This window comes from Mesomycoplasma ovipneumoniae (assembly GCF_024758565.1).
Classification (GTDB): Bacteria; Bacillota_I; Bacilli_A; order Mycoplasmatales; family Metamycoplasmataceae; genus Mesomycoplasma; species Mesomycoplasma ovipneumoniae_B.
In genome coordinates this window covers 696,303-721,685 of sequence record NZ_CP079199.1, presented here as the reverse complement: position 1 = coordinate 721,685, position 25,383 = coordinate 696,303, and the positions used below count along the sequence as shown (strand labels likewise).

Sequence of the window (25,383 nt, the reverse complement as noted above, 5' to 3'; positions counted from 1 at the left end):
TTAATTTATAGCAAATTTTTGATTCAAATCAATAATTTGTTGATTCTCAATAGTTTTCATATGCTCCATGATCTTTTTTTGGCTTGATTTTGACTGAGATTTTTTTCTTTATACCGGCCTTTAGAGATTGTTTCTGCAAGCTTAACTCTAAAATTTTCAGGATTTTTAATTTTAATTTTGTACATTTCATTTTTTTTAACATTCCATAATATACCTTTTTCCTTTTTTAAGGCTAACATATACGAAGCTGTTTGTAAAAAATGATCATCTGTTAAATAGTTAACAAATTTAAGTTCATAAACTGTATTATCTTTTTCTTTTACAACATCAGCTATTCCGCGAACATTCATTGTAAAATTATTTACGTTATTATTAAATTCTAAAAAGCAACTCTGTTGAATTTTTTCGTTCCTACTAAGCTCCTCTGATAATCTTTTGTGCATTTGTTGAATAGCATTACTATCGACAAAATATGATTGCGTTTGATTAATATATCTTTTATGATTTGTTTGTAAATAAACATAAAATAGTATTAAATCGTTTAATGATTTTCTTTCTTTTTTAAAATCATCGTATTCTTTTTGCTTCTTAACATTGTAGTTTTGAATTCAATTTTGAATTTCCTTATCCATATCGTAGCCATTAAAATAATATGCTTCAAGAAAAATCCCAATACAGGGAGTAAGATCAATTAACCCATCACTGTTTTTTACCTCTATTTCGGTTTTATCCTCCCTATGAATTTGTTCTACATCAAGCATTTGGCGCATTTCGATAATATCTTTGTCATAATTATGTTGAAACATTGTAGACATTGAATATTCTAGTTTATCTTTTTGATTGCTACTAGATTGGCTTTTTATAAGAGTATCTTCATCTAATATTTTATCTTTAACTAATTTTTCATCTTTAATTTTGTAAGGTGGCTTTACAAATATGATTTTTTCTTTCCCCCTACTTGCCGCTACACAGAATATGTTTTTTACAATTTCATAATTTGCAGTAATTTTATCTAACCGGTTTTCTCAATAATTTATGGTAAAATTAAAAATAACACAAATAGGTTTTTCCAATCCTTTTGAGCTATCATATGTTGTAAAAATAGCTGAATTTTTTTTGGGCGACAAATTTGCGTCACTATCTCTTATAGAAGCATAAACGGTTTCTTTATCAAAAATATCACTATGATTTTCTCCAAGATAGTTTAATACTTCTGTCATTTCTTCACTAAATCTGGGTCCTAAACATAAGATATCAGCAGGTTTTTGTCTAGACAAAAATTCCTTAATTTCTTCCAATTCCATATATTGGATCTGGCAATTTTTGTTGACCCCTTTAATTGTTTTATTCCAAATTCGGCCCAACATATTAGCGTGTTCTTTTGGCATTCTGAAGGAGAATGTTAAGCTAATTTTTTCATATGATCCTAAAAATTTATTAATAAAATCAGTAACATTTAATTTTGTATTATCGTAAATTTTTTGATTAACATCGCCAACAGCAACAATTTGTATATTAGGATTTTCTTCTTTTATTTTTTCCAATAAGTAAGATATTTCTTCAGTAATATCTTGATATTCATCAATTAGTAAAACATCATAAGTACCAACGGAAATGTTATTTTCTAAAAATATTCTAATTGCATCTGCAGAGGAAGAATTAATATCTTCTTTTTTCAAAAGTCCGTATGCAAATCCGTGGTAGTTTTGTACAGTAACTTTTTTGTTTTCAGTCTTGTTTTTAATTTTGTTTTTAGCTTCAGCTTTTAATAATTTGTTGTAAGTTAAGTACAAAATCTCTTTACCAGTAAATTTATTACACAAAGCTTGAATTACTGTTGTTTTTCCACTCCCAATACAAGCATCAACTAGAACATTTTTGCCTTTTAATGCTAAATTAATAACTTTCTGTTGTTCCTCTGTTAGGTTCATAAATGTCAAATTAGTCCTCTTTTTTTCTATCCATGATTTCTTCTTTATTAAGTAAAATCTAATAATTTCAATATAGGTTTCTATTTTTTCTAATTCATTTTAATTTTTTTAGCCATTAAATCTTGCAAAACTAATTCGACAGTTTTTTTTAGTTTTTAATGAGTAAATTTTTATTATCTTTAAATCTTACAAGACAAATTTAATTAATTAAGCAATTAATAAATTATTTTATCATAAATCTTGATTTTTCGAATTAGCTTGGAATTACTATAATTTCAAAAAATTTTTAATTCTAATTTATTATTATTCTAATTTATTTTTGCTTTTATAAGTTATAATTTTTTAAAGAAACAACCAAATTTATACTAGCAAGATTTAAAAAATGCTATAAAAACAAAGGTTATTTTAAAAAAGAGAGGCAAAATGGACAAATTGATTCTTTTTGATATTGGCGGTACAAACATTAAAATGGGAATTATTGATAATAACAATTTTTTTCACAAAACAAAAACTTTTAAAACCAATATCAGTTCAATTCTAGAGGATTTAGAGGAAATTATCAGCTCAATTTTAGAAAAGTCAGAATTTTCTAAAGACATAAAAGGAATCGCTATTGCTACAATGGGCGGGGTTGATGTTGAAAAAAAGAAAATTATTTTTGTAAATCATAAAACATTACCATATTTTGGTAGTGATTTTTCTATTTTAGAAAAAAAATTTAATTTGCCAGTTGTTGTCGAAAATGACGCAAATGCCGCTGCAATTTCTGAAAAATTTTATCACAAAAACCTAAAAAATTACGCAACAGTTACTTTAGGGACTGGCGTTGGAATTGGAATTGTCAAGGATGAATTAATTCGAGGTGAAAATTTTCTTGCTGGTGAATTTGGTTATCTAATTTACGAGGGTCAAAGACTTGATGATTGACTTTCTTTTAGTTTGCTTGACAAAGAAATTAGTAAACTTTATAATATTAGAATTTCTGAATATGAAAAGTTTGATAATTTATATAAAAGTGACACTAATTTTCAAAAAATGATTGATGACTATTTCCAAAAAGTTGTTGAATTCACTTATCAGCTTGCAATTTTTCAAAATTTAGAAAAAATCTTTATTGGTGGAGGCTTTTCCTATATAAATAAGAAATACTTTGCAAAAATTCAGCAAAAATTCCTAAAAATGTTAGAGCAAACTCCTTATAAATGTGAACTTTTGATCGCAGAATCCAAAAATAATGCTGGTATGCTCGGTGCTTTTTATCTTTTAAGGCAAAAATTTAATCTTTAGTAGATAAATTAACAAAAACTAACAGAAATAAAGAAAAATCCCGTTTTTGCCAAAAATACGGGTTTTTTTATATATAATTATTTTATATACAAAAAATAGGAAAATCAATATAAAAGATTTTTCTATAAAAGGAGGCTAATATGGAAAAATATCATGGATTTTTTCCCGCTTTAATAAGTCCTTTTAATGAAAAAGGCGAACTTATGACTAAAAATCTTGAAGATATTCTTGATTTTTTAATTAATGTCCAAAAAGTTGAAGGTCTTTATGTCACTGGATCAACGGGCGAATTTTTGTTAATGTCTGTTGAAGAAAGACAAAAAATTTATGAAATTGTAGCTAAAAAAGCAAAAAATAAGGTAACTTTAATTGCCCAGATTGGAAGTTTAAATCTTGAAGAAGCAATCCAACTAGGAAAAAAAGCTAAAGAACTTGGTTTTGATGCAATCAGCGCAATCACACCTTTTTATTATAATTTTTCTTTTGATGAAATCAAAAACTACTACGAAGAAATTGCGAAAAACGTTGATTTGCCGATGTTTATTTATTACTTGCCCCAACTTGCAGGCTCAAAAATTAACATTGAGCAATTTGGTAGCATTTTAAATCTTAAAAATGTTATTGGCTGCAAATTTGGGTCAAATGACATCTTTTTGTTCGAAAGACTAATCAAAACTTATCCAGAAAAAATTTGAATGTATGCTTTTGATGAAGCTTTTGGACTTGCCTACCTTTTAGGAGCGCGTGGATTTATCGGTTCAACTTATAATACAAACGCAATTAAAGCAAGAAAAATTCTTGATTTGGCAAAAAAAGGTGATTTACTAGCCTTTAAAAATGAAATTCATGTTTATAATGACTATATTCAATCACTTTTAGAAGTTGGACTAATGCAAACAATCAAAGCAATTATGCAACTTTATGGTGTTGATGCTGGTTATAATCGCCTTCCCTTTAAAAAAATTGGCAGCAAAACACTAAACCAAAAGGCGCTTGAAATTAAAGAAAAATTTTTAGACTAGCTTCAACTTTTTTAAATTTTTAATTATAAAAAGTTGAGAAAGGGGGAAAATATGGAAGAAACTAAATCAAGTTTTTCAACAACTGATTGAATTATTTTAGCAATTTATATGCTTTCAATGCTATTGCTTGGATTATTTTTTTGGTACCAAGAAAAAAATAATAAGGAAAAAAGCACTGATTCTTATTTAGTAGCAAAGTCAATTAAAGTTCCGTCAATTGTTATTGCTCTTTCAATTTGGGCTACCGGGCTTTCTTCGCTTACATTTTTAGGTCTTCCCGGACTTGCTTTTAAAACAGGATGAATGTGATCTGTTGGGCAAGTGGCAATAATTTTGATTAGCCCAGTTTTAATTAAATGAATTATCCCTTTTTATCGCCAAATTACTGCAAATACCGCCTATGCTTATCTTGAAAGTCGTTATAATTATTTAATTCGGGCTTTAAGTGGTGGTTTATTTGCTATTTTTCACATTTTTCGGATTGCAATTGTTCTATATATTCCAGCACTGACTTTATCACTTTTTGTTGATTTAGACATTTATTTAATTATCGGAATTATGGCGATAGTCGTAATTTTAAACACATTTTTAGGTGGTTTTAAAGGTGTTTTGTGAACTGATGCAATCCAAGGTCTTGTTTTACTTTTAGGAATTATTTGCATCCTCATTTTTGGATTAGTTCAAACTGACTGAAGTAAAGACGGTATTTATCAGTCAATTTTTAATGCAGGTCAATGAAAAATAAGTGCCGCTAGTGGTGGTATGTTCCTTCTTTTTTTAGGAAAATATGTTGAGACCATTTTCTCTTATACAGCATCTCAGGACATTGTCCAAAGATATAAAACCTCAAAATTCATTTCAGGAACTAATAAAACTATCTATATTAACGCAATTTTAACTTTAATTACCATTTTTGTGTTTTATGGCGTTGGTTCAATGTTGTATAGTTACTTTAAATCCCAAGGATTTGACGTTGATGCCAAAAATTCAATTGACCAAATTGTTGGTCGCCAAGGTGCGGCAAATAATCAACTTCTTTCATTTTTCATCATAAAAGTTTTACCAACCGGACTTTCTGGTTTGATTATTGCCGCAGTTTTTGCCGCAAGTCAATCAACAATTTCATCTTCAATGAACTCGCTAGTTAATGTTATTGTTAGTGATTTTATTCAGCCAATTCGTAAATTCCGGAAAAAAGCACCTATAAAAGACCGAATAATGTTAATTATCTCAAAAATTTTAATTACATTTTTCGGAATTCAAGGAATGTTAGTCGCTTTTCTTTTGACATATTCAGGACAAACTAATTTATTTGACCTTTTCCTTGCAGTAGTTGGACTTTTTGGTGTGCCAATTGGTGCTGTTTATATGTTAGGAATTCTAACTCGAAGAACAAATTCTTTTGGTGCCGTTCTCGGAATTAGTGTTGCTTTTATTACTGCTTTATTTTTATGAATCTTTACAAACAAAAGAATTGTTCCTGCAAATTTAGTAATTCAATTTGCTAGCGAATATGTAGCACTAATTTCCTTTTTCCTTACAATTATTTTTGGTTATTTGGGTTCAATAATTTATACTTTCTTTAGTAAAAAACAGAAAAACTTAACAAATTTAACAATTTGAACAAAAACACCTGAATTTGATCAGCTAATTGCCTTAGAAAAGCAAATTGCAAAAAATGATTCTAAGTTGCAAAAAATTGCCAAAAAAGTTGCAAAAACTGTTCCAAATTTAATGCCAAAATGGTATCAAATTCTAATTTTTGGACATCCTAACTATAGAGAAAATGAGACAATCCAAGCAAATCAAGAATTTTCTCAAATTGAAAAAGCTCAAAACGAAAAATTAGCTGAATATGAAAAAATAAAGGAAAAATTAGCAAAAATCACTAATTAAAGGGTAAAAAAAATGCGTCTTTTAAAAAATAGTTTTATTGTCTCATGTCAAGCGCTCGAAGATGAGCCTCTTTATGGGGCAAAAATAATGCAAAAAATGATGAAAGCTGCGCTTTTAGGTGGGGCTGATGGTATTAGAACTTCACAAATTAACAATGTCAAAGATTTTTTTGAGTTAAACCAAAAAGTACCGTTAATTTCTTTGATTAAAAAAACTTACCCAAATTCAAGCGTTTTTATTACTCCAACTTTGGCTGAACTCAAAGAATTAATGCAATTTGATAACCAAATAATTGCAATTGATGCAACTCTGCGCAACAGACCGGCAGAAAATCTTGATGAAATTGTTGATTTTTTTCATAAAAATCGAAAAAAGAACCAATATTTACTTGCAGATTGCGCTGACTATGAAGATGTTGAAAATGCAATTAGATTAAAATTTGACTATGTCGCCCCAACTTTACGCGGTTATACAGAAACAACAAAAAACCACAATAATATTGAAAATAATTACGAGTTTTTACGCTGAATGGTTCAAAAAGTGCACAATACCGGTATAGAAGTTGTTGCCGAAGGTGGCTTTAATGAGCCTCAAAATGTAATTGACGCTTTTAAAATTGGCGCCCATTCAGTCGTTGTTGGCTCAATGATAACTCGACCTTATGTTATCACTAAATTTTTTGTTGATAAAATTCGCAAAGAAATTAACTAAGAATTTAAGGTCTATTTTTTAAAAAAAAGCTTCTTGTTAATTGATTCAAGAAGCTTTTTTTTAATTTCATAAATTTTAGGCAGAAAATAATTTGTCTTGATTTTCTAAAAGAATATCGATAGTTCTTGCAATTGTGTCAGATTTACAACTGCCAATTTTTCTTGAGGCTACCTCAATTAAATCAGGAGTTGCATCTTGCATAGCAAAACCGTATCGGGCTAGTTTTATCATTTGAAAATCATTTGAACTGTCACCAAAAGCAACTAAATGGTCAGGTGTTAGATTATTTTTAACTAATAAATCTGAAATTGCACTTGCTTTATCGACGTTTAATGGGTTTATATCAAGAAAAATTCTGTTAGTTATTGTTACTTTATAATGATTTTCTAATTTTTTAGACCATTTTTTATACAAATCTTTTATTAGTTTTTCATCATTTCGAAAAGCAATTTGAGTTATGGGATCAGTTTCAATAATTTCTAAAATTTCAAAATTATTTACTTTAGTGTAATAATTCAAATCCATTATATGTTGATTTTTTAGCCAGTCATAACTTTTTTGCGAAGAATATTCAAAAAGACGATGTGGGGTAGAAAATGCGCAAATTGAATTAGATTCTTGACAATCTTGAAATAAATCAAAGGCAACTTGCTTTTTTAGTGTCCCGTTATTTATTGTTTTTTTAGTTGCAAGATCATAAACTAATGTCCCATTATTCGAAACTAGGTAGTGAAAATATGGATATTGTTTTGCTAAATCTATGCAGGCTGAAAGTCCTCTTCCAGTTGCAACAACCAAAATATGCCCTAATTCATAGAGTTTTTTTAGCATTTTAACATTTTCAGGGTGAATTGTATTGTCATAACGCAAAAGTGTGCCATCAAGATCAAAAGCAAAAAATAGTTTCATTTTAGTCCTTTTTAGATTTTAGTTGCGGGAATAAAATTACAGAGCGAATAGACACATTGTTTGTCAAAAGCATTACAAGACGATCAATTCCAATTCCACACCCGGCTGCAGGGGGCATTCCGTGTTCAAGAGCTTGAACAAATTCATAGTCAATTTCACTAGCTTCATTATTTCCTTGTTCTTTTTCAGCCATTTGAGCACGAAAACGACTTAGTTGGTCAATAGGATCATTTAATTCGTCAAACATATTTGCAAATTCTTTTGTAGCAATAAACAGTTCAGCTCTGAGTGTGAAATTTGGGTTTTTTGGATCAGATTTTGCTAAAGGCGAAATTTCAATAGGATGACCGGTTATAAAAGTCGGATTTATTAGTGTAGGTTCAACAAATTTTTCAAAAAATTCGTTAATTAAGTGTCCTTTTGTAAAAAAGGGCTCGATTTTTATAGCATTTTTTTTGGCTAATTCAACGAGTTCAGAAAAATTTGCACTTTTTAGGTCAAAGCCCATTTTTTCAGAGGTAATTTGAACCATATCATATCGGGCAAATTTTTGTGAAAAATCAATTTTATTTTCACCATATGAGTGATCTGATTGATTTAATCCAAGTTCTTCAAACAAAAAACGAATTAAATTCTCAGTTTGATCCATTATCCTGTTTAAATCTGAATAGGCTTGGTAAAATTCAATTGAGGTAAATTCGGGATTATGAGTTGTGTCAAAACCTTCATTACGAAAAATTTTACCAATTTCATAAACAGCATCAATTCCACCAACTAACAATTTTTTTAACGGTAACTCAGTTGCAATTCGTAAGTAAAAATTTTGACTTAATGAATTATAAAATGTTACAAATGGTTTAGCCGAAGCGCCACCTAAAACTGGTTGCAAAACAGGAGTGTCAACTTCTAAAAATCCTTGTGAGTCAAAAAACTTGCGAATTAAGGAGATAATTTTGCTTCTAACAATAAAAGTTTGCCTTGATTTTTCATTTACTAATAAATCTAAATATCGCTTGCGATATTTATCATCAGCATTTTCAATTCCATAATATTGATCAGGCAATGGGTGGAGTGATTTTGCTAAAATTGAAAAAGTTTCTGCTTTAAGACTTATTTGATTTGTTTTGGTTTTAAATAAATATCCAGAAATTTCAACTATGTCGCCAAGGTCTAAATTTGAGAAAATAAACTGATTTTGTGTTTGAAAATCCTTATTTGCATAGACTTGAAATTCTAATGATTGACTATAAATAATGAAAAATGGGGAACGTTGGCGAATAAGACGACCTGCAAAAGCGACTTTAATTTGGTTTTCAACAAAAAAATCATGGTTTTTTTCTTGATATTGTTTAATTATTTCATCCAAATTATCATGCAAGAAAATTGATTTTGGATAATTAAATCCTTTGGATTGTAAATTTTTAAGTTTTTCAAGGCGAAATTGTTGTTGGTCGTTTAATTTTGACATAGTCTTATTCCTTAAAACGTCAATTTAATTCTGAAACTATTTTCAGTATTTCTAAATTTTAAATAAAAATGAAGAAAATTTTAATTAGTTTGATTTGGGGTAGAGTCTGAATTTTCTTCTTGATTTTGTTCAGGGTTTTCTTCTGATTTCTGTTCTGATTTCTGTTCTGATTTTTGCTCTGAATTTTGTTGAAGATTTTCAACTAAATTTTCTTCAGGATCTGGGTCTACTGATAAAAGTTCGTTCAAAATATCAGAAGGTTTTACAGCACTAGTTTGAACTGGGTCAGATTTTGGAAGTGGTTCAAGAGTTTCGGCTAGTTGTTGAATTTCTTCATAAACAATTGTCTCTTTTTCTAATAAAGTATCCTTGATTAATTCAAGTAAATCTAAATTATTTTTAATTGTTTCAGTAGCTTGTTTGTAAGCATTAGAAATAATTTGGCGAATTTCAATGTCAATTTCGTGACCAACTTTTGAAGAAAATGATGTATTTTTTATATAATCTCTTCCTAAAAATGGCGATGATTGATCTTGTTCATACTGAATTGGACCCAGTGATGACATTCCAAGTTCGGTAACCATTTTACGGGCAATTTTTGTAGCTTTTTCAATATCATTACCAGCGCCAGTAGAAATTTCTTGTTCACCATATTTTATTTCTTCAGCTGCTCGACCACCCATAAATGCCGCAATTGTTGCTAAAAGTTCTGATTTTGTACTGTTATATTTTTCTTCTTCAGGAAGCATTAAATTATAACCACCGGTATTTCCACGAGGAACAATTGTAATTTTTTGAACTTTTACCCCGGATCTTAATTTTAAACCAACAACGGCATGCCCAGCTTCATGATAAGCAACCATTATTCTTTCTTTTTCAGTTATTACGCGATTTTTCTTGGCAGGCCCACCAATTACTCGATCAATTGCCTCGTCAATTTGCTCACTTGTAATGACTTGAGTTTTTTCACGAACTGATAAAAGTGTTGCTTCATTTATAACATTTTCTAATTGGGCTCCTGAAAATCCAGGAGTTCTTTTGGCAATATTTGCAAGTGTGATATTTTTAGAAATTCTTTTGCCTTTTGCATGCAATCTTAAAATTTCTTCACGTTCTCTAACGTCAGGAAGACCAACAATTATTGAACGGTCAAAACGACCTGGACGTAAGAGGGCTGGATCAAGAACATCGGTTCTATTTGTTGCTGCTATTACTAAAAGTCCGGTATTTTCAACCATACCATCCATTTCAACTAGAAGTTGATTTAGTGTTTGCTCTCTTTCGTCATTACCCCCACCAATTCCTGAACCTCGGGAGCGTCCAATTGCATCAAGCTCATCAATAAAAATTATCGCCGGAGAATCATTTCGTGCATCTCTAAATAATTCACGCACTCTTTTTGCTCCAACTCCAACATATAATTCCACAAAATTAGATGCAGAAATGAAGAAAAAAGGTACATTTGCTTCACCAGCAGTAGCTTTTGCAAGTAATGTTTTTCCGGTTCCTGGAGGACCTCCTAGCAAAATTCCACGTGGAATTTTTGCACCGGCGCTAGAATAACGCCCAGGATTTTTTAAGTAGTCGATAAATTCAGAAATTTCCTCTTTGGCCTCAACATTTCCTGCAACATCAGTGTATTTTTTATCAGATTTAATACGGATTGCTTGATTTTTTCCAGGATTGAAAAATCCTGAACCTCCTTGAGAATTTTTGTTCACACGATAAAATAAAAAAGCAAATAATAAAACTGGTAAAAGTGCTGGGAGAAATGAGAGAATATATTGTAAAATTGTTACAGAAGGTCTATCGGCTGAAGAAAAAGAAGGCAAATAGATACTATTATCGGGTATTGTTGCACCAATTGAATTATAAAGACTATTAAGAAGGCTCTTTGTTGCATCTGTAAGATTTGTATAATTTGACGGAACTGTTTTAACTGAAAGTGAAACTAATTCTGAATATGTTGTAATATTCGAATTTTGAAGTTGATTTTTAATCACGGGGCTAAGTTCAGCAGCACCAGATTGGAATTTTGTAATAACAGCAGGATTTGCTATTACCGAATAAGCAATTGCTTTTCCTCCTTCAGATTCAACTACACGAATTCGATAAGCATTAATATCAAAAATAATTGAGTAAAAGAAATTATTATCGGTTGTGTTTTGGGCATTTTTAATTAGCTGTTCTTCGAAATGAGATAAACTTTTAACAGTAAGCCTCGGTTGCAAATAATAATACATAAGATAAGCAATTCCTGCTAAAGCCAAAATTAAAAGAACAATTCAACCGACCGATGGTTTCTTTTTTTGTTTTACTTGCATGATTTTCCTTTCTAGTTCAACAAATCTTACTAAATTTTACTAGATTTTGCATATATTTTTAGTTTTTTTTTAATTATATAGTTATTTTTTTTTATTAAAAACGATCCATTGGGTGTTTTAGAACTAATAAAGTCAATTATTGAATTGATTTTCCCCTTTGATAATTTAATATTGTCAAAATTTTGGTGCAAATATAAAAAGATAATTTCCGGTTTTTTTCGAATTTTTTGGAAAAAATAAGCATGGTATTCTGTTTTTTTCCACTTTTCAAGAGTTTTATAGTTTTTTTTTTAGTTCTATTAATTTAAAAAAATTTGCAATGAAATGAACAGAAAAAGTAAAAAATAAAGAAAAAGTGCTTAATTTTTGTAATTTAAAGCGAATCGCGTTTCTCCTGTATTTGTCTGTAAAATTTGAATCATCATCAAGATAAGGGATTTTTCTTTTTTTACAACTATTAAGAATTCTTTTTTTTGTGTAAAAATACAAAAGTGGTCTTAAAATTTGCATTCCAAAAAGAAAATTTTGCCTACGGATTCCTCAAAATGTTACTAACTTTTTTTGTTCTTTTTGCAAAAAAATTGTTTCGACAAAATCATTTCAGTGATGAGCCACAAGTAATTTCGTGCATCTAAAATGTTTATAAACTCGGTAAAAAAACTCGTAACGAACCTTTCTTAAATTTGCCTGCAAATTTCCTGAAACAGAAAAACTATCAAAGGATAAAATTTTAAGCATTAAATTATATTTTTGGCAAAATTTTGCAACTAATAAAGTTTCAAAAATGGCCTGTGGCCTCAAATTATAATTGACATGAACAACAATTATATCTTTATTTTTATATTTGTCAAGCAAAAACATTGAATCAGAGCCGCCAGAAACTGCAATTAAAAATCTTTCTTTAGGCTTTGTTTTTGTTAGCATTAAATTTTTGAACCGTAGTCATAAAACTATTTGATAAATAAAAAATAAGAATGTCAGCAGCTTGGTCAATAACTTGTTTAACTTTAATTTTGGCCTGATTTTCAAAAGGACTAAGCACGTATTCCTTGGAATTTTCGGCGCGGGAAATACCAATTTTTAGTCTTTTTATATCTTTAGTGCCACATTTTTCAATAATATTTTCCATGCCTCGTTGCCCACCTGCGCTCCCGGTTGCTCTAATTAGTGCCTGGCCAATTTCAAAATTCATATCATCATAAACAATTATCACGTCAAGAATATTAATTTTGTAAAATTGGACTAATTCAAAGACAAAATCACCTGATTTATTCATATATGTTGTTGGTTTTGCAAGAATAAAATCACTTGTTTTACAAAAAACGCCATTTTCAGTTTTTTGATCAAAGGTCAATCCGAGTTTTTCAGCTAATAAATCAAGAACTCAAAATCCCACATTATGTTTTGTTTGAGCATATTTTTCGCCTGGATTACCAAGTCCAACAATTAGTTTCATCTTAATTTACCTTTGATTTTATAGCTTTTTTTGTTTTATTTTTTAATTCAGGAACTCTAATTGCTTCTTTATCACTAAGTTCCTCAATTATATCATCATATTCGGTTTCAGGCCAGAAATTATTAAAAAAAGTAAAAGGATCAATTGGCTTGCCTTCAAATATGAACTTATTTGTATCAAAAAATTCATTAATTTGCATCTCTAGAAGTTCAATTGTTTGGTCGTCAAATTCAACAAAGGTTTTTGTTGTTTCTCAAGTATTTCTGTCAATTTCAAAAGCAAGAATATTTTTTTTCTCATCAAAAACAACAGAAAAAATTCGCAAATCTTCAAATTCAGTATAAAAAAGTGAATAAAGTTTTTCGTAACTTGGATTTGTTGAATTTGAAATTTCTTTTGCGATTATTACTCGCTGTGGGTCTGAAAGGTTTATTGGTTCTTGAGTTAAAGTTTTTTTATTTTTCATATCCATTTTGTGTTTGTAAAAATCTTTCAAGTATAATTTGAGCTGCTAATTTGTCAATAATTTTTTGCCTTTTTTTAAAGGACAAACCTGAGTCAATTAAAATTGAGTTGGCCTCCTTGGAAGAAAGTCGCTCATCTTGAAAAAAAAGCTGTATTTGATAGTGTTTTTTTATTAATTGGGCAAATTCTTCGACCATAATTGTTCTTGGAGAAATTTTACCTGATAAAGTTAAAGGATAACCTAAAACAAGAGTAGAAATAGAATATTGATCTAATCAAAAACCAATTCGCGCGATAACTCTTGCAAAATCATACCTATTAAAATTATATTGCTCAAGGGGTAGTGAAATTTTCCAATCTGAATCAGAAATTGCAAAGCCGCAAGACTTAACCCCTAAATCAAGTGCTAAAACTCTGGGTCTAATGCTCATAAAAGCTTAATTATATCGTCTTTTATAGGTTTTTTCTTGATTTTTGCCTGAGCTATTTTAGAATTTCCACCCCCTGCACCATCGTAAATTTCTAGAATTTTTTCAAGAATGATATTTGATTCTAAGTTAAAAGATGCAACTGTAATTAAATAATTTTCGTCTTCGAGGTTTGTGGCTAGAATAAATGTTGACTTTGGGTTTTTTTGTCTAAAAGTAGCAGCTGATTGTTTTAAATTTTTGGAATTAAATTCCAAATCAATGTAAAACTTATTTTGACTAATGTCAACAAAATTTTCTAAATTTAATTCTAATGATTGAGAAATATCTTGATTTTTTAGGATTTTTTTGTATTTCTCTTTAAGCTCTTCTTCAATTTTTGTCAAGTGCTCAAATTCTAAATCTAAATCAGTAAAACTTGGAAAATCAAAGGTAAAATCTTGACTAATTTTTGCAATTTTGTTAACTAATGAAGTAATTTGAAACTTCAAGAGTTCAATATTTTGTTCTAAAAACTCAACATTTTTGGCAAAAGAGCTAACAGCACGAATCCGGTAAATGCCTGAACCCTTAGTTTGGCAGGATAAAATTGTGAATTTTTCTAATAATTTAGTGTTTTGAACGTGAGTTCCTCCGCATAAATCTGTTGTAATTCCGGGAAAAACCACAAGTCGAAGGGCATTAGGATCCATGTATTCTGATTCTTCTAATGTCATAATTGCATTTAGTTTTTGGGCTTTTTCTAGGTTTGTGACTAAATATTGGCGCTGAACTTGTTGACTTATATATGAATTTACACGGTTTTCGACAGATTTTATTTGTTCTTTTGAAGGTTTTTGGGCACAAGGAAAGTCAAAAGTTAGTCTTTCTTCATTATTATCAGAACCAAGTTGCTTAATTTGAGGGCCAAATTCTGCCCGAAGTGAAGCAAATAAAAGGTGAGTTGCCGAATGGTTTCGCTCTAATTTTAAGCGGTTGTCTGAATTTAGTTCTAAAATTACCGGTAAATTTTTTGATAGTTCACCTTCAAAAACATGGACATTATTTAAAAATTTGTCTTTAAAAACATCAATAATTTCAATTTTTTTGCCGTTTTGAATTATATATCCTTGATCATGTTTTTGACCACCTGCTGTTGCATAAAATGGAGTTTTTTCAAAAATTGCATATGAAATTTCACCTTCGTTAGTTTGGTCAATTTTATTAAATTGATTTGCTAAAAAAGCAATTTTTGTTTCTGTTTTGTGAAATTCATAACCTATAAATTCTGAAATTTGTGATGTAACTTGATTTAAAGAATCAATAACTTTTCCCATACCTTTTTTGATATTTGCCCGGGAAATTTGAGCGTGTTTTTCGCGATATTCTTCTAATGATTTAAGGTCAAAACTAATATTTTTTTCTTGAAGAATTTCCTGGGTTAGTTCAGGAGGAAATCCATAAGTGACAAAAAGTTTAAAAACAATTTCTGGAGAAATTTGACCTTCAGTTTTTTCTATCTCATTTTCTAAAAGTTCATGACCAATTTCAAGAGTTTTTATAAAATTTTTTTCTTCATGATAAATCACCGACTCAATTTTTTCAATATCAAAATTAGCGTTCAGTGTTTTAGCGACAATTGGAACTAATTTGTGTAAAAACTCTTCTGAAATTCCTAATTTTTTCCCGTTTCAATAAGCTCTTCTAATTAAACGCCTAATTATATAGCCTCGGTGTAAATTTGATGGCATAACGCCATCATTTACTGCGGCACTTATTGCGCGAATGTGGTCAGCAATTAGTCTAAAACTTTTATTAATTTGGGCTTGTTTTGTATCTTTTTTAAAATAATTTTCAATATCGTATTTAAAATCAGTGTACTTTTGAATTTCTGCAATAATTGGCAAAAATAAATCTGTATCATAATTAGTTGGACCATTTTGCAAAATTGAGACGATTCTTTCAAAACCTGCACCAGTATCAATATTTTTTGACATTAATGGTGAATAATTTTGCGCTCCGTCGTTATTAAATTCTGAAAAAACAATGTTTCAAATTTCAATAAAACGGTCATTTTCGATGTCATTTCTTATTAATTCATCACCACGAGCATCAAATTTTTCACCACGGTCAAAATAAATTTCGGTACATGGGCCACAAGGACCTTGACCTAAGTCTCAAAAATTAGTTTTTTTACCACCAGGAATAAGTCTATTTTCAGGAAAACCTAAACTTTTCCATTTATTTAAAGTCTCAAAATCACTATCATAATATGTTATATAAAGTTTTTCAGGGTCTAATTCTAATCATTTAGTTAAAAATTCAAAGGCAAAATCAATCGCTTCTAGTTTGAAATAGTCTCCAATTGAAAAATTTCCTAGCATTTCAAACAAAGTGTGATGTCTTGAGGTTTGACCAACATTTTCAATATCATTAGTTCTTAGTGCTTTTTGCGAATTAACAAGTCGTTTTGAAGGTGGAATTTTTTTACCAATAAAATAATCTTTTAAGGCCGCAACTCCTGAATTAATTCAAAGAAGCGAATCATCATTTTGGGGAACAAGGGGTTTAGATTCTATAAGAAGATGATTTTTTTGCTGAAAAAAATCATATCAAAGTTGACGAACTTCATTAGCTGATAATTTTTTCATTTGTTATATCCTTATAATAATAATTTTACTTAATTTTTAGGATTTGTAAAATTTTATAATAAAATTTTATCTATGTTCCGTTTTTTTGTTAGTGAAAAACAAGAAAATTTTTTTATTCTTGATGATTTAAATCTAAATCATATTAAAGTTGTGCGAATTAAAAACGAAAATTTTATCTGTGTTTACAAAGGTGAATTTTATCTTACAAAATTAGTTCAAAATTCAAACAAAGCTGAAATTATTGAAAAACTTGAAATAAATAATGAACCTAAAAACAAGGTTATTTTAGCACTTGCAATTCTAAAGACAAAATCCTTTGAATTTGCAATTCAAAAAGCTGTTGAAATTGGAGTCAGTGAAATTTGACCGTTTTTTAGTAAAAATGTAAGTCAAAAATTAGAAGGGGATTTAAGAAAAAAATTAAAAAGATGAGAGCAAATTTGTCTCCACAGCGCACAGCAGAGTTTTCGAAATTTGATTCCAAAAATAAATTTACCTATAAATTACAGTGATATTTTGAAAAATTCAAGTAATTTTAGTCAAAAATTAATCGCCTTTGAAGACCAAAAAAACCAAACAAAAATAGACCAATCACAAAATGATACAATTATAATAATCGGTCCTGAAGGCGGTTTTGATCAATCAGAGATAGATTTAGCCCAAAAATTTGATTTTAAAGTTGTGTCTTTAGGCAAAAGAATTTTACGCTCTGAAACAGCAGCAATTTTTTTATTAAGCAAATGCATAAATGATTAATTTTTTAGCAAAAAAGTGGAAAAATCTTCGAAATTTAGCAGTTTTTTCTAAAATTTCGAAGATTTTTTATTTTAATGGTTTTTAGCAATCCTTTATCTTAATCTTTATTTTGTAAATTATAACGTAATTTTAATAAAAAATTGGAAAAACATTGTATAATTTATTAAAATTAAATTTAATTTTTTTACTCCCGAAAAAACAAAAAATAGGAGATTTTATGAAAATAATATCAATTGGAACTAACCATGCCGGAACTTCATTTTTAAGAACCCTAAAAACTATTTACCCACAAGCGGATCTTGTCTCATATGATAGAAATACTGACATTTCTTTTTTAGGTTGCGGAATTGCACTTTGAGTTTCTGATGAATTTAGTGATCCATCTGGACTTTTTTATTCAAGTCCTGAACAATTAAAATCAATGGGAATCGATGTTCATTTACAGCATGATGTTCTCGAAATTGACCGTGAAAATAAAATTATTACCGTTAAAAATTTAGTTAGCGGCGAAATTTTTAAAGATAACTATGACAAATTAGTTTTTGCAGGCGGAACTTGGCCGATTATTCCACCTTTTGAGGGGATTAATCTTGAAAACATTTTAGTTTCAAAAACATTCACTCACGCACAAGAAATTAAAGCAAAAGCTGTTGATCCAACAATTAAAAATGTAATTATTATCGGTGGTGGTTACATTGGTATTGAATTACTTGAAGCTTTTCACAAATATGGCAAAAAAACAACACTAATTGACATGCAAGATAGAATTATCCCTAATTATTTTGATAAGGAATTTACTCAAAAAATTGAGGATAAAATTGTTGAAGAAGGTATTAATTTACAATTTAATCAAAAAGTTGTTCGCTTTATTGCCGATGAAAGTGGAAAAAAAGTTGCTTTTGTTGAGACAGACAAAGGTAAATATGCTGCCGATTTAGTAATTTTAGCTATCGGATTTTCACCAAACACCAAAATCTTAACAGACGTCGAAAAAACTGCCAATGGTGCAGTTAAAGTTGATGAATTCCAGCGTTGCCTAAGTGATAAAGATCTTTATGTAATTGGTGATTCAGCTTCAATGGTTCACAATGTAACTAAACAACATGCTCACATTGCGCTTGCAACAAATGCCGTAAAATCAGGGATAGTTGCTGCTTTCCACATTGCAGGACGTGAAGATATTCCTTTCCCAGGTTATGTTGGAACAAATGCAATTTCCGTTTTTGGATTTAATTATGCCTCAACTGGATATTGTGAAAATGCTTGTCCAAAAATGGGCTTGGACAATGTTGGAGTTGAATATCTCGAAGACTGAGATCGCCCAGAATTTATGCAAAATAAATCAAAAGTATGAATCAAAATCGCTTATGACAAACCAAGTCTAAAATTAATTGGTGCTCAAATTGGTTCATATGGAAAAGAATATAATCACACTGAAGTAATTTATTTCCTTTCACTAGCAATTCAAAAAGGTCTAAAATTACCAGAAATTGCTCTTTCAGATTTTTACTTCTTGCCTCACTATAATAAGCCGTTTAATTTTGTAATCCAAGTAATTTTAAATGCGCTAGGGTTAAATTACAATAAAAAATAAAATTTTTAGCTCAAAAAAATTAACTAAAAAAACCGGTTTTGACTGGTTTTTTTAGTTTTTTTAAAATTCAAGGCAAATTTTAGGGCTAAAGTTTTTTAGAATTTTTTCATAAGCAAGATTGACTGTCGTTTTTGAATAATATTTTGACTAAATTGTAATTTAGAATTAAAAATTACATCAAAATCTTCAAAATTATAGTCATAAGAATTGCTTGAAAAATTATGAATTACCTTAATAATTTCGTTTTTAATTTGGATGTTAAAAATTATTAGTCCTTTTTTATTATCAACAGTTTCAAATTTTATAGAATCATAAATTGCTTGATTATCTGGCAGTCTAAAAAACTGGGTTTTTAGACGAAATTCATTAATTTTTGCTAAGAAATTAAAAATTTTAGTTTTAATTTCGCTAATTTCAAGAAGGCTAAAATCAAGACCGTTAGTAAAATCGGTAGTTTTATTTGAATAAAAATCAAGAAACTTATTGGCCTGAAATGAAAAAGGTGGTTTTGTTGAGTTTAAATTAAGATGACAATTTGAATAACTAGCACCCGAAAAATCACACGCTTTTGAAAAGGCCAGCTCAGTTCCTGAACTTAAAAGGACTTTTCCTTGAACAAATAGAACCATCATTAATGCTTGACGGTAAGTTTCGATAAAGGCGTTTTTTGTTAGACCTGAAGCAGTTGTTAAAATTTTGTCAGCCAAAGTAGGACCATCATATGAAGTTATATAAGAAACATTTATACTAATATCGTTTGCAAAAAGGTCATCTCTTCTACTTGAGTGAAAAAAATCACCAAAATCAAAATCAAAAATTCCACCTGGAATTAATGAGACATATGAAGCAAATTTTGAACTATTTTTTGACAAAATTAGACCTTTATCACCAGGAACATTAGATCCGCGAATAACGTTAGAAAGCCCGTTATTTAAATAAGCAAAATTAAAATTATTAGAACGACTAGTTTTTTCAGTTCGATTTTTATGTTGTAAATCAGTTTTTTTGCAAAATTTACCAAACAAGATAATGTTAGGATTTATTTTTTTTAGTTCAATACTTATAATTTCAAGCGATTTTTTATCAAAATATGAAGCTGCATCAAAGCGAAATCCATCAACTTTATAGTATTTAACAAAGAAAATAAGTGAATCTAAAATTAACCTAAATGCCATTGGCTTTTGCGAATCAAGAGGCGGAAATTGGGACGGAAAAGACAAAGCCTCATCGCGATAAAAATAACCACCAGCAACATCATCTAAAATAGATTTGCGAAAAGTTTGACTAAAAGCAACATCAAGAATAATTCCGATATTTTTTTTATGAGCTGAGTCAATAAATGCTTTAAATTCTTTTATTTTTAAATACGGGTCAAGTGGATTTGAAGAATAACTTGAATTAATTGAAAAGAAACCAAGCGGATCATAACCCCAATTATAGTTTGTAAAATGACCTTTTCCTTGACCCTTTTTAAGAATTGAAATATTTTTTTGACTAAAAGTGTAACAAGAATGAACTGGTAATAATTGCAAAAAATTAAAATTTAGTCCAGATAAATAATCAAAAATTTTCTGATCTAGAGCCCCAAGAAAAGTTCCTGGATTTGCTATGTTTGAATTTTTTGAACTAAAATCACGAATATTTAATTCATAAATTAGCGCATCACTCAGCGGATTTTTGGTTTGAAATGATAATTCTGAAGGACTTGTGCCAGCTTGAGGTGAATAAATATCAATTAAATAACTTTTTGGTACTTCATTTTTAGTTCAATCAAAAGGACAAATGCTATATGAATAAGGGTCAAGCGCTTCGGTTATTTTTGAATCACGGTGTTCAATTAATAAATTATAAAGATATCCGTGAAATTTTTCGTCAATTTCGCAAAACCAAACATCAGATTTCTTTGTCATTGCAATTATTTCGGTTGGATTAGTGTCTTGAGAATTTTCATAAATTGCAAAGTGAACCCGCGTTGCATCAGGTGATCATAAATAAAATTCAAAACGGTTTGAATTAAAAATTAAGCCTAGCGGTCCTCAATAAGATTCACCGCGCGAATTTTTTCTAATTAAAGCAGTATCATAATTAATAAACATATTTACTATAAAAACCCAAAAAAGTGCTAAAATAAACGATAAATCTAGAAGTTGTTATAATACTTATGTTGAAAAAATACAAAACTTCTATAAATGAGCTAAAAAAACATATTTTTAAATTATAACATAACAGCTAAAAATCATTTACTTTTAATTTTTTATTTTAAAAAAATTTAAACGTTGTATAATTATTTTAACCTTTATAAAATTAACATTTCAATAAAAGGTTGTCCTTGTGACGACTTTTTTGTTTTAAACCCAACAAACTTTATTGAAAACATTCGAGAAAAAGGAGATAATTTGAATTTAATACAAAGGTTAAAAGATGAATTTAATGATATTTTGTCAATTAATTTTGTTTTAGAAGACGGGCTGAACTATTTAAGAATTGTTACAAATTATAATTCGCTTGATCAAGTTGAAGAGATTTCTGTAAAAATTTCTGAATTTATTGATAAAATTGAGTCTAGTGAAAAAAATTTTATTTTAGAAGTGCTTTCAAGAGGGCAGGATTACCAAAATGAATAGGAAAAAAGAAAAAGTTACTAAAATTAACCCAAGAGACAATGCAAGATTAATTGTTCAATCAATTAAGGAGGTTGCTAAAAACAGCGAGTTATCGCTAGATAGAGTTGTTGATATTTTCCAAGAAGCTATTGAATTTGTTATATCACGAAAAATCGACCCTGATGCACATATTGTAATTGAAGCTAATCTGGAAGATTCAAATTTTAAAGTTTTTAATACAAACGGAATTGTTGTTGAAGATACTTATTTTGATGAGCTGACAAATGAAGAAAAAATTAATGAATCTATTTCATTTATTTTAGTTTCTGATGCAAAAAAGGTCGACAAAAATGCCCGTGTTGATGACATTTTTTCAATTGAACTTGACCTTACAGCTTTTGAACAATGACTTTTTACAGCAATCATGCATACTTTTAAACAAAAAATTTCTGAAATTGTCCGTAATAATGTTTTTAATAAATATTCTTTATTAAAAAATCAAGTTGTCTCTGCGACAATAACAAACAAAATTTCAGCTGGTTACATTTTTGAAATTGATGATGACAAAGTTTCTGCTTTTATGCCAAGTCATTATGCAACTGGAAATAATTTAAAAATTGGTTCACGTCATGAAGTTGTTATTGAAAATGTAACTAAAAATACAAAACAGTCACAAGTTGTCGTTTCATCAAAATCAGTTCAACTTGTTAAGAAAAAAATAATTGATGCAATTCCTGAATTACAATCTAAATATCTTGAAATAGCTTCAATAGCGCGAATTCCTGGTGAAAAATGTAAGGTTGCAATCCGAAAAACTGATGATGCTGAAGCAAATGACATTTCAGAAATTGGCTCAGTTGTTGGCGAAACCGGCTCAAGAATTTTTGCAATTACCCAAGAACTTGATGGTGAAAAAATTGAAGTTATTAAATATGATGACAATATAATTCAATTCATTGTAAATGCAATGTCACCTTCAAAAGTTATTTGCGTAAAAGAATTCAAAATAAGTCATAAATTACGGCGTTTTACCGTAGTTGTGCCTGATTTTCAACATAGTCTTGCTATTGGAAAAAACGGTTCAAATGTAAAATTAACAGCCGACTTAACTCGTAGTCAACTTCAAATTTTACCTTATTCTGCAGTTCTAAAAGACAATAATTTCCAAATTGAGTGAAACGGAAATGTTAAAGATCACCAAGAGCTAATCGATCTCAAAAACGAATATATGCAACGTCAACAAAGTCGCGCATATCAAAATAAGTGAAATTCATATAATCGACCTAATAATAGTTTTGACTCAATTTTGCAGCAATTTGAATCAGATATTCTCGAACTTGAAAAACCTTATGGGGTTGAGAATGAATTTATACCTAGAAACAAACTAAAAACTGCTAAAATTCAGCCAGAAATCCCTAAACCCGCTAGTCCTTTGAAACAACCGGCAACTAAAAATAAACCTTCAAACAAACCTGTTAATAAACAACAAAATAAACCAAATTACTCAAATTATCAATCAGATTCAGTAGAAAATTCATATTCTTTTTCAAATGTAAATCAAAAAAAATTTTTTGATGCCGATTCTTTGTTTGATTCAGCTGTTAATGAAGCAATTAGCGAAAATGAATTAATCGACAAACAACATTTAGAAGAAGAAGGTAAAAAACAAGACCAAAAAACTCCAAAAGTACAAATTAATTCTCAAGCCGAAGAAAACAGCCAGTCATATATCGAAAATGAAAGACAGATTAAAAATTTCAAATCAGATGATGATCTTGTAAAATACACTGGTGTTGATGATATTGATATTGACGATTTTGACTTTTAAGGTAGCAAAATGAAAAATCACACAAGAAAATGTATAGTTGATCAAAAAGTTTATCCTATAAATAATTTAATTAGGTTCACTTATATTAATCAAAAATTAATTATTGATAAACATTTTGATAAAAAAATTGGTGGCAGGGGCGCTTACATTTTCAATGATTATGAAAAAATTCAATTTGCGATTAAAAGAAAACTTTTTAATCGCGCTTTTAAAACAAATATTTCCCCTTTTGCTTACCAAAATTTAGCAATCGAGGTAGAAAACTTATGAAAAAACCGCAAAAACGAATCTCAAATGTAGGCGACATTAAGGCTCAACTAAAAAATGTTGAAACTAAAGTTCACAACGGCGTTTTTCTCTTTTCGGGAATAATGACAATTAGCGAACTTTCAGAAAAAATTAATGTCTCTGTTAATGAAATTATTACTTATTTTTTCAAACAAGCAAAAATGTATAATTTAAATCATAGTCTATCTGAAGATGAAATTGCCGAAGTTTGTCTTGAATTTGGACTTGATTTTAAAAAAGAAGTCCAAATTGATGCATCAAATTTCATGGAAGAAGTAAGTATTAAAGACGATTCTGATCATCTTAGCCACCGCCCTCCAATTATTACGGTTATGGGTCATGTCGATCACGGGAAAACAACACTTCTTGATTTTATTAGAAAAACTAATGTTGCAAAAAATGAGCGCGGCGGAATAACCCAACACACCGGTGCTTATCAAGTTAATTTTGAAGACAATATTATCAATTTTATTGACACCCCAGGTCACGAAGCCTTTACACAAATGCGCGCTCGTGGGGCAAAAGTTACCGACATTATCGTGCTTGTTGTTGCCGCTGATGATGGAGTTATGCCACAAACTAAAGAAGCTATTAGTCATGCTACTGCCGCAAATGTGCCTATTATTGTTTTTGTTAATAAAATGGACAAACCTAACAAAGACATTGATCGAATCAAAAATGAACTTTCTGCATTAAATATTGTCACCGAAGAATGAGGAGGAAACAATATTTTTGTCTACGGTTCGGCTCTAACTGGTCAAGGAATTGATGAACTTTTTCGGTCTATTTTACTAGTTGCTGAAATACTTGAACTAAAAGCAAACAAAAATCGCTACCCAATTGGAACCGTTATTGAAGCAAAACTTCACCATAATAAAGGAACAATTGCAACACTAATGGTGCAAAATGGAACTTTAATGGTCCGAGATTTCATTGTTGCTGGTTGTCAATACGGTCGAATTCGTTCACTTGAAGATACAAACGGCAAGCCAATTAAATTTGCGCCTCCGGGAACTCCAGTTATTGTCACTGGTCTAAATTATGTTCCTGAAGCTGGTGATAAATTTTTTGGCTTTCATGAGGAAAAATTTGCCAAACAACTTGCATTAGAAAGAAGACAATCAGAAAAACTTTCAAAAACAAAAGCCCAAACTAGTCAACAAACAAAAGAAAAAACCTTAAATATTATAATCAAAGCCGATGTAACTGGAATTGCCCAGGCTTTGCACTCAACAATTGAACAACTTGCTTCAAAACATGTTCATATTCACATTTTGCACTCTGGAGTTGGGATTATTAACAAAGCCGATATTTTGCTAGCCCAAACTTCAAATTCAACTATTTACACTTTTAACCTCCAAGTTCCGCCAGCAATAAAAGCACAAGCTAAACAAGCACAAGTTGAAATTCGCGAGCACACTATTATTTATAAAATAGTTGATGAAATTAAAAAACAAGTTCGAAGTATGCGTGAAATCAAATATGAACTTCAACATATTGGAACTGCTAAAATCATTGCTAAATTTTGATTCTCAAAAGTCGGTTCAATTGCCGGATGTAGCGTTGTTAGTGGAAAATTTGTTGAAAATTGCAAAATTGAATTGTGAAGAAATTCCAAATTAATTCACTCAGGAAAAATTGAATCACTTCAGCGTGATAAAAATCCTGTAAAAGAGGTAACAATTGGAAATGAATTTGGAACACACATCTACAAATTTGATGACATCGAAATAGGTGATGAACTTAAATCTTTTATTGAAGTTGAAATTGATAATTAAAGGAGAAAA

At 29.5% G+C, this 25,383-nt stretch carries 19 protein-coding genes and 1 pseudogene; 10 read left to right on the top strand and 10 right to left on the bottom strand.

What is annotated here, in order from left to right:
- Positions 1-5 precede the first annotated feature (5 nt).
- Positions 6-1,931 (bottom strand): AAA family ATPase, encoded by a 1,926-nt coding sequence (locus KW512_RS02690; protein WP_258841283.1) that lies wholly within the window; start codon positions 1,929-1,931, stop codon positions 6-8.
- A gap of 423 nt (positions 1,932-2,354) precedes the next feature.
- Here KW512_RS02690 and KW512_RS02685 point away from each other — a divergent pair, with 423 nt between their 5' ends.
- The 4 genes from KW512_RS02685 (at position 2,355) to KW512_RS02670 (ending at position 6,847) form a co-directional block, all read left to right on the top strand.
- Positions 2,355-3,218 carry an ROK family protein gene (locus KW512_RS02685; protein WP_258841282.1) on the top strand — a complete coding sequence of 288 codons (864 nt, stop codon included), beginning with the start codon at positions 2,355-2,357 and terminating at the stop codon, positions 3,216-3,218.
- 140 nt (positions 3,219-3,358) lie between these two features.
- Positions 3,359-4,240 carry an N-acetylneuraminate lyase gene (locus KW512_RS02680; protein WP_258841281.1) on the top strand — a complete coding sequence of 294 codons (882 nt, stop codon included), beginning with the start codon at positions 3,359-3,361 and terminating at the stop codon, positions 4,238-4,240.
- 51 nt (positions 4,241-4,291) lie between these two features.
- On the top strand, positions 4,292-6,136 hold the full coding sequence (locus KW512_RS02675) for a sodium:solute symporter family transporter (RefSeq protein WP_258841280.1): 1,845 nt from the start codon (positions 4,292-4,294) through the stop codon (positions 6,134-6,136).
- 12 nt (positions 6,137-6,148) lie between these two features.
- Complete coding sequence (locus KW512_RS02670; protein ID WP_258841279.1) at positions 6,149-6,847, top strand: N-acetylmannosamine-6-phosphate 2-epimerase; 699 nt, start codon at positions 6,149-6,151, stop codon at positions 6,845-6,847.
- 75 nt (positions 6,848-6,922) lie between these two features.
- On the opposite strand, the gene KW512_RS02665 is transcribed toward KW512_RS02670, so the two are convergent.
- The 8 genes and pseudogenes from KW512_RS02665 to alaS form a co-directional block, all read right to left on the bottom strand.
- Positions 6,923-7,756: a Cof-type HAD-IIB family hydrolase gene (locus KW512_RS02665; RefSeq protein ID WP_258841278.1), complete on the bottom strand. Its 834-nt coding sequence runs from the start codon at positions 7,754-7,756 to the stop codon at positions 6,923-6,925.
- Position 7,757: 1 nt separating this feature from the next.
- On the bottom strand, positions 7,758-9,224 hold the full coding sequence (lysS, locus tag KW512_RS02660) for a lysine--tRNA ligase (RefSeq protein WP_258841277.1): 1,467 nt from the start codon (positions 9,222-9,224) through the stop codon (positions 7,758-7,760).
- A gap of 80 nt (positions 9,225-9,304) precedes the next feature.
- Entirely contained in the window at positions 9,305-11,548 is a 2,244-nt protein-coding gene (gene ftsH, locus KW512_RS02655; RefSeq protein ID WP_258841276.1) for an ATP-dependent zinc metalloprotease FtsH, read from the bottom strand.
- A gap of 29 nt (positions 11,549-11,577) precedes the next feature.
- Positions 11,578-12,472: pseudogene (gene tilS / locus KW512_RS02650) on the bottom strand (tRNA lysidine(34) synthetase TilS).
- Positions 12,450-13,004, bottom strand: a complete 555-nt coding sequence (gene pth, locus KW512_RS02645) for an aminoacyl-tRNA hydrolase (protein ID WP_255030795.1) — start codon at positions 13,002-13,004, stop codon at positions 12,450-12,452. Before pth ends, tilS begins: the two are co-directional and overlap by 23 nt.
- Before the next feature lies 1 nt (position 13,005).
- Positions 13,006-13,470 carry a hypothetical protein gene (locus KW512_RS02640; protein WP_258841274.1) on the bottom strand — a complete coding sequence of 155 codons (465 nt, stop codon included), beginning with the start codon at positions 13,468-13,470 and terminating at the stop codon, positions 13,006-13,008.
- A complete protein-coding gene (gene ruvX / locus KW512_RS02635; RefSeq protein WP_069097740.1) occupies positions 13,460-13,900 on the bottom strand; it encodes a Holliday junction resolvase RuvX in 441 nt (146 codons plus the stop codon). The genes KW512_RS02640 and ruvX overlap by 11 nt, the downstream gene beginning before the upstream one ends.
- Positions 13,876-16,527: an alanine--tRNA ligase gene (gene alaS, locus KW512_RS02630; RefSeq protein WP_258841273.1), complete on the bottom strand. Its 2,652-nt coding sequence runs from the start codon at positions 16,525-16,527 to the stop codon at positions 13,876-13,878. The genes ruvX and alaS overlap by 25 nt, the downstream gene beginning before the upstream one ends.
- Before the next feature lie 72 nt (positions 16,528-16,599).
- Between alaS and KW512_RS02625 the strand changes: the two genes are divergently transcribed.
- Positions 16,600-17,283: a 16S rRNA (uracil(1498)-N(3))-methyltransferase gene (locus tag KW512_RS02625; protein WP_258841272.1), complete on the top strand. Its 684-nt coding sequence runs from the start codon at positions 16,600-16,602 to the stop codon at positions 17,281-17,283.
- 217 nt (positions 17,284-17,500) lie between these two features.
- Positions 17,501-18,877, top strand: a complete 1,377-nt coding sequence (locus tag KW512_RS02620; RefSeq protein ID WP_258841271.1) for an FAD-dependent oxidoreductase — start codon at positions 17,501-17,503, stop codon at positions 18,875-18,877.
- 95 nt (positions 18,878-18,972) lie between these two features.
- Here the strand turns inward: KW512_RS02620 and KW512_RS02615 are convergent, their stop codons facing one another.
- Positions 18,973-20,973 (bottom strand): pullulanase, encoded by a 2,001-nt coding sequence (locus tag KW512_RS02615; RefSeq protein WP_258841270.1) that lies wholly within the window; start codon positions 20,971-20,973, stop codon positions 18,973-18,975.
- Between the two features lie 300 nt (positions 20,974-21,273).
- Here KW512_RS02615 and KW512_RS02610 point away from each other — a divergent pair, with 300 nt between their 5' ends.
- Genes KW512_RS02610 through infB form a run of 4 tightly spaced genes read left to right on the top strand, consistent with a single transcriptional unit; the run spans position 21,274 to position 25,374 of the window.
- Positions 21,274-21,501 carry a ribosome assembly cofactor RimP gene (locus KW512_RS02610; protein ID WP_258841269.1) on the top strand — a complete coding sequence of 76 codons (228 nt, stop codon included), beginning with the start codon at positions 21,274-21,276 and terminating at the stop codon, positions 21,499-21,501.
- Entirely contained in the window at positions 21,494-23,308 is a 1,815-nt protein-coding gene (nusA, locus tag KW512_RS02605) for a transcription termination/antitermination protein NusA (RefSeq protein WP_258841268.1), read from the top strand. Before KW512_RS02610 ends, nusA begins: the two co-directional genes overlap by 8 nt.
- A gap of 9 nt (positions 23,309-23,317) precedes the next feature.
- A complete protein-coding gene (locus KW512_RS02600) occupies positions 23,318-23,608 on the top strand; it encodes a YlxR family protein (protein WP_010321493.1) in 291 nt (96 codons plus the stop codon).
- Complete coding sequence (infB, locus tag KW512_RS02595; protein ID WP_010321492.1) at positions 23,575-25,374, top strand: translation initiation factor IF-2; 1,800 nt, start codon at positions 23,575-23,577, stop codon at positions 25,372-25,374. Before KW512_RS02600 ends, infB begins: the two co-directional genes overlap by 34 nt.
- The last annotated feature ends 9 nt before the right edge of the window (positions 25,375-25,383 follow it).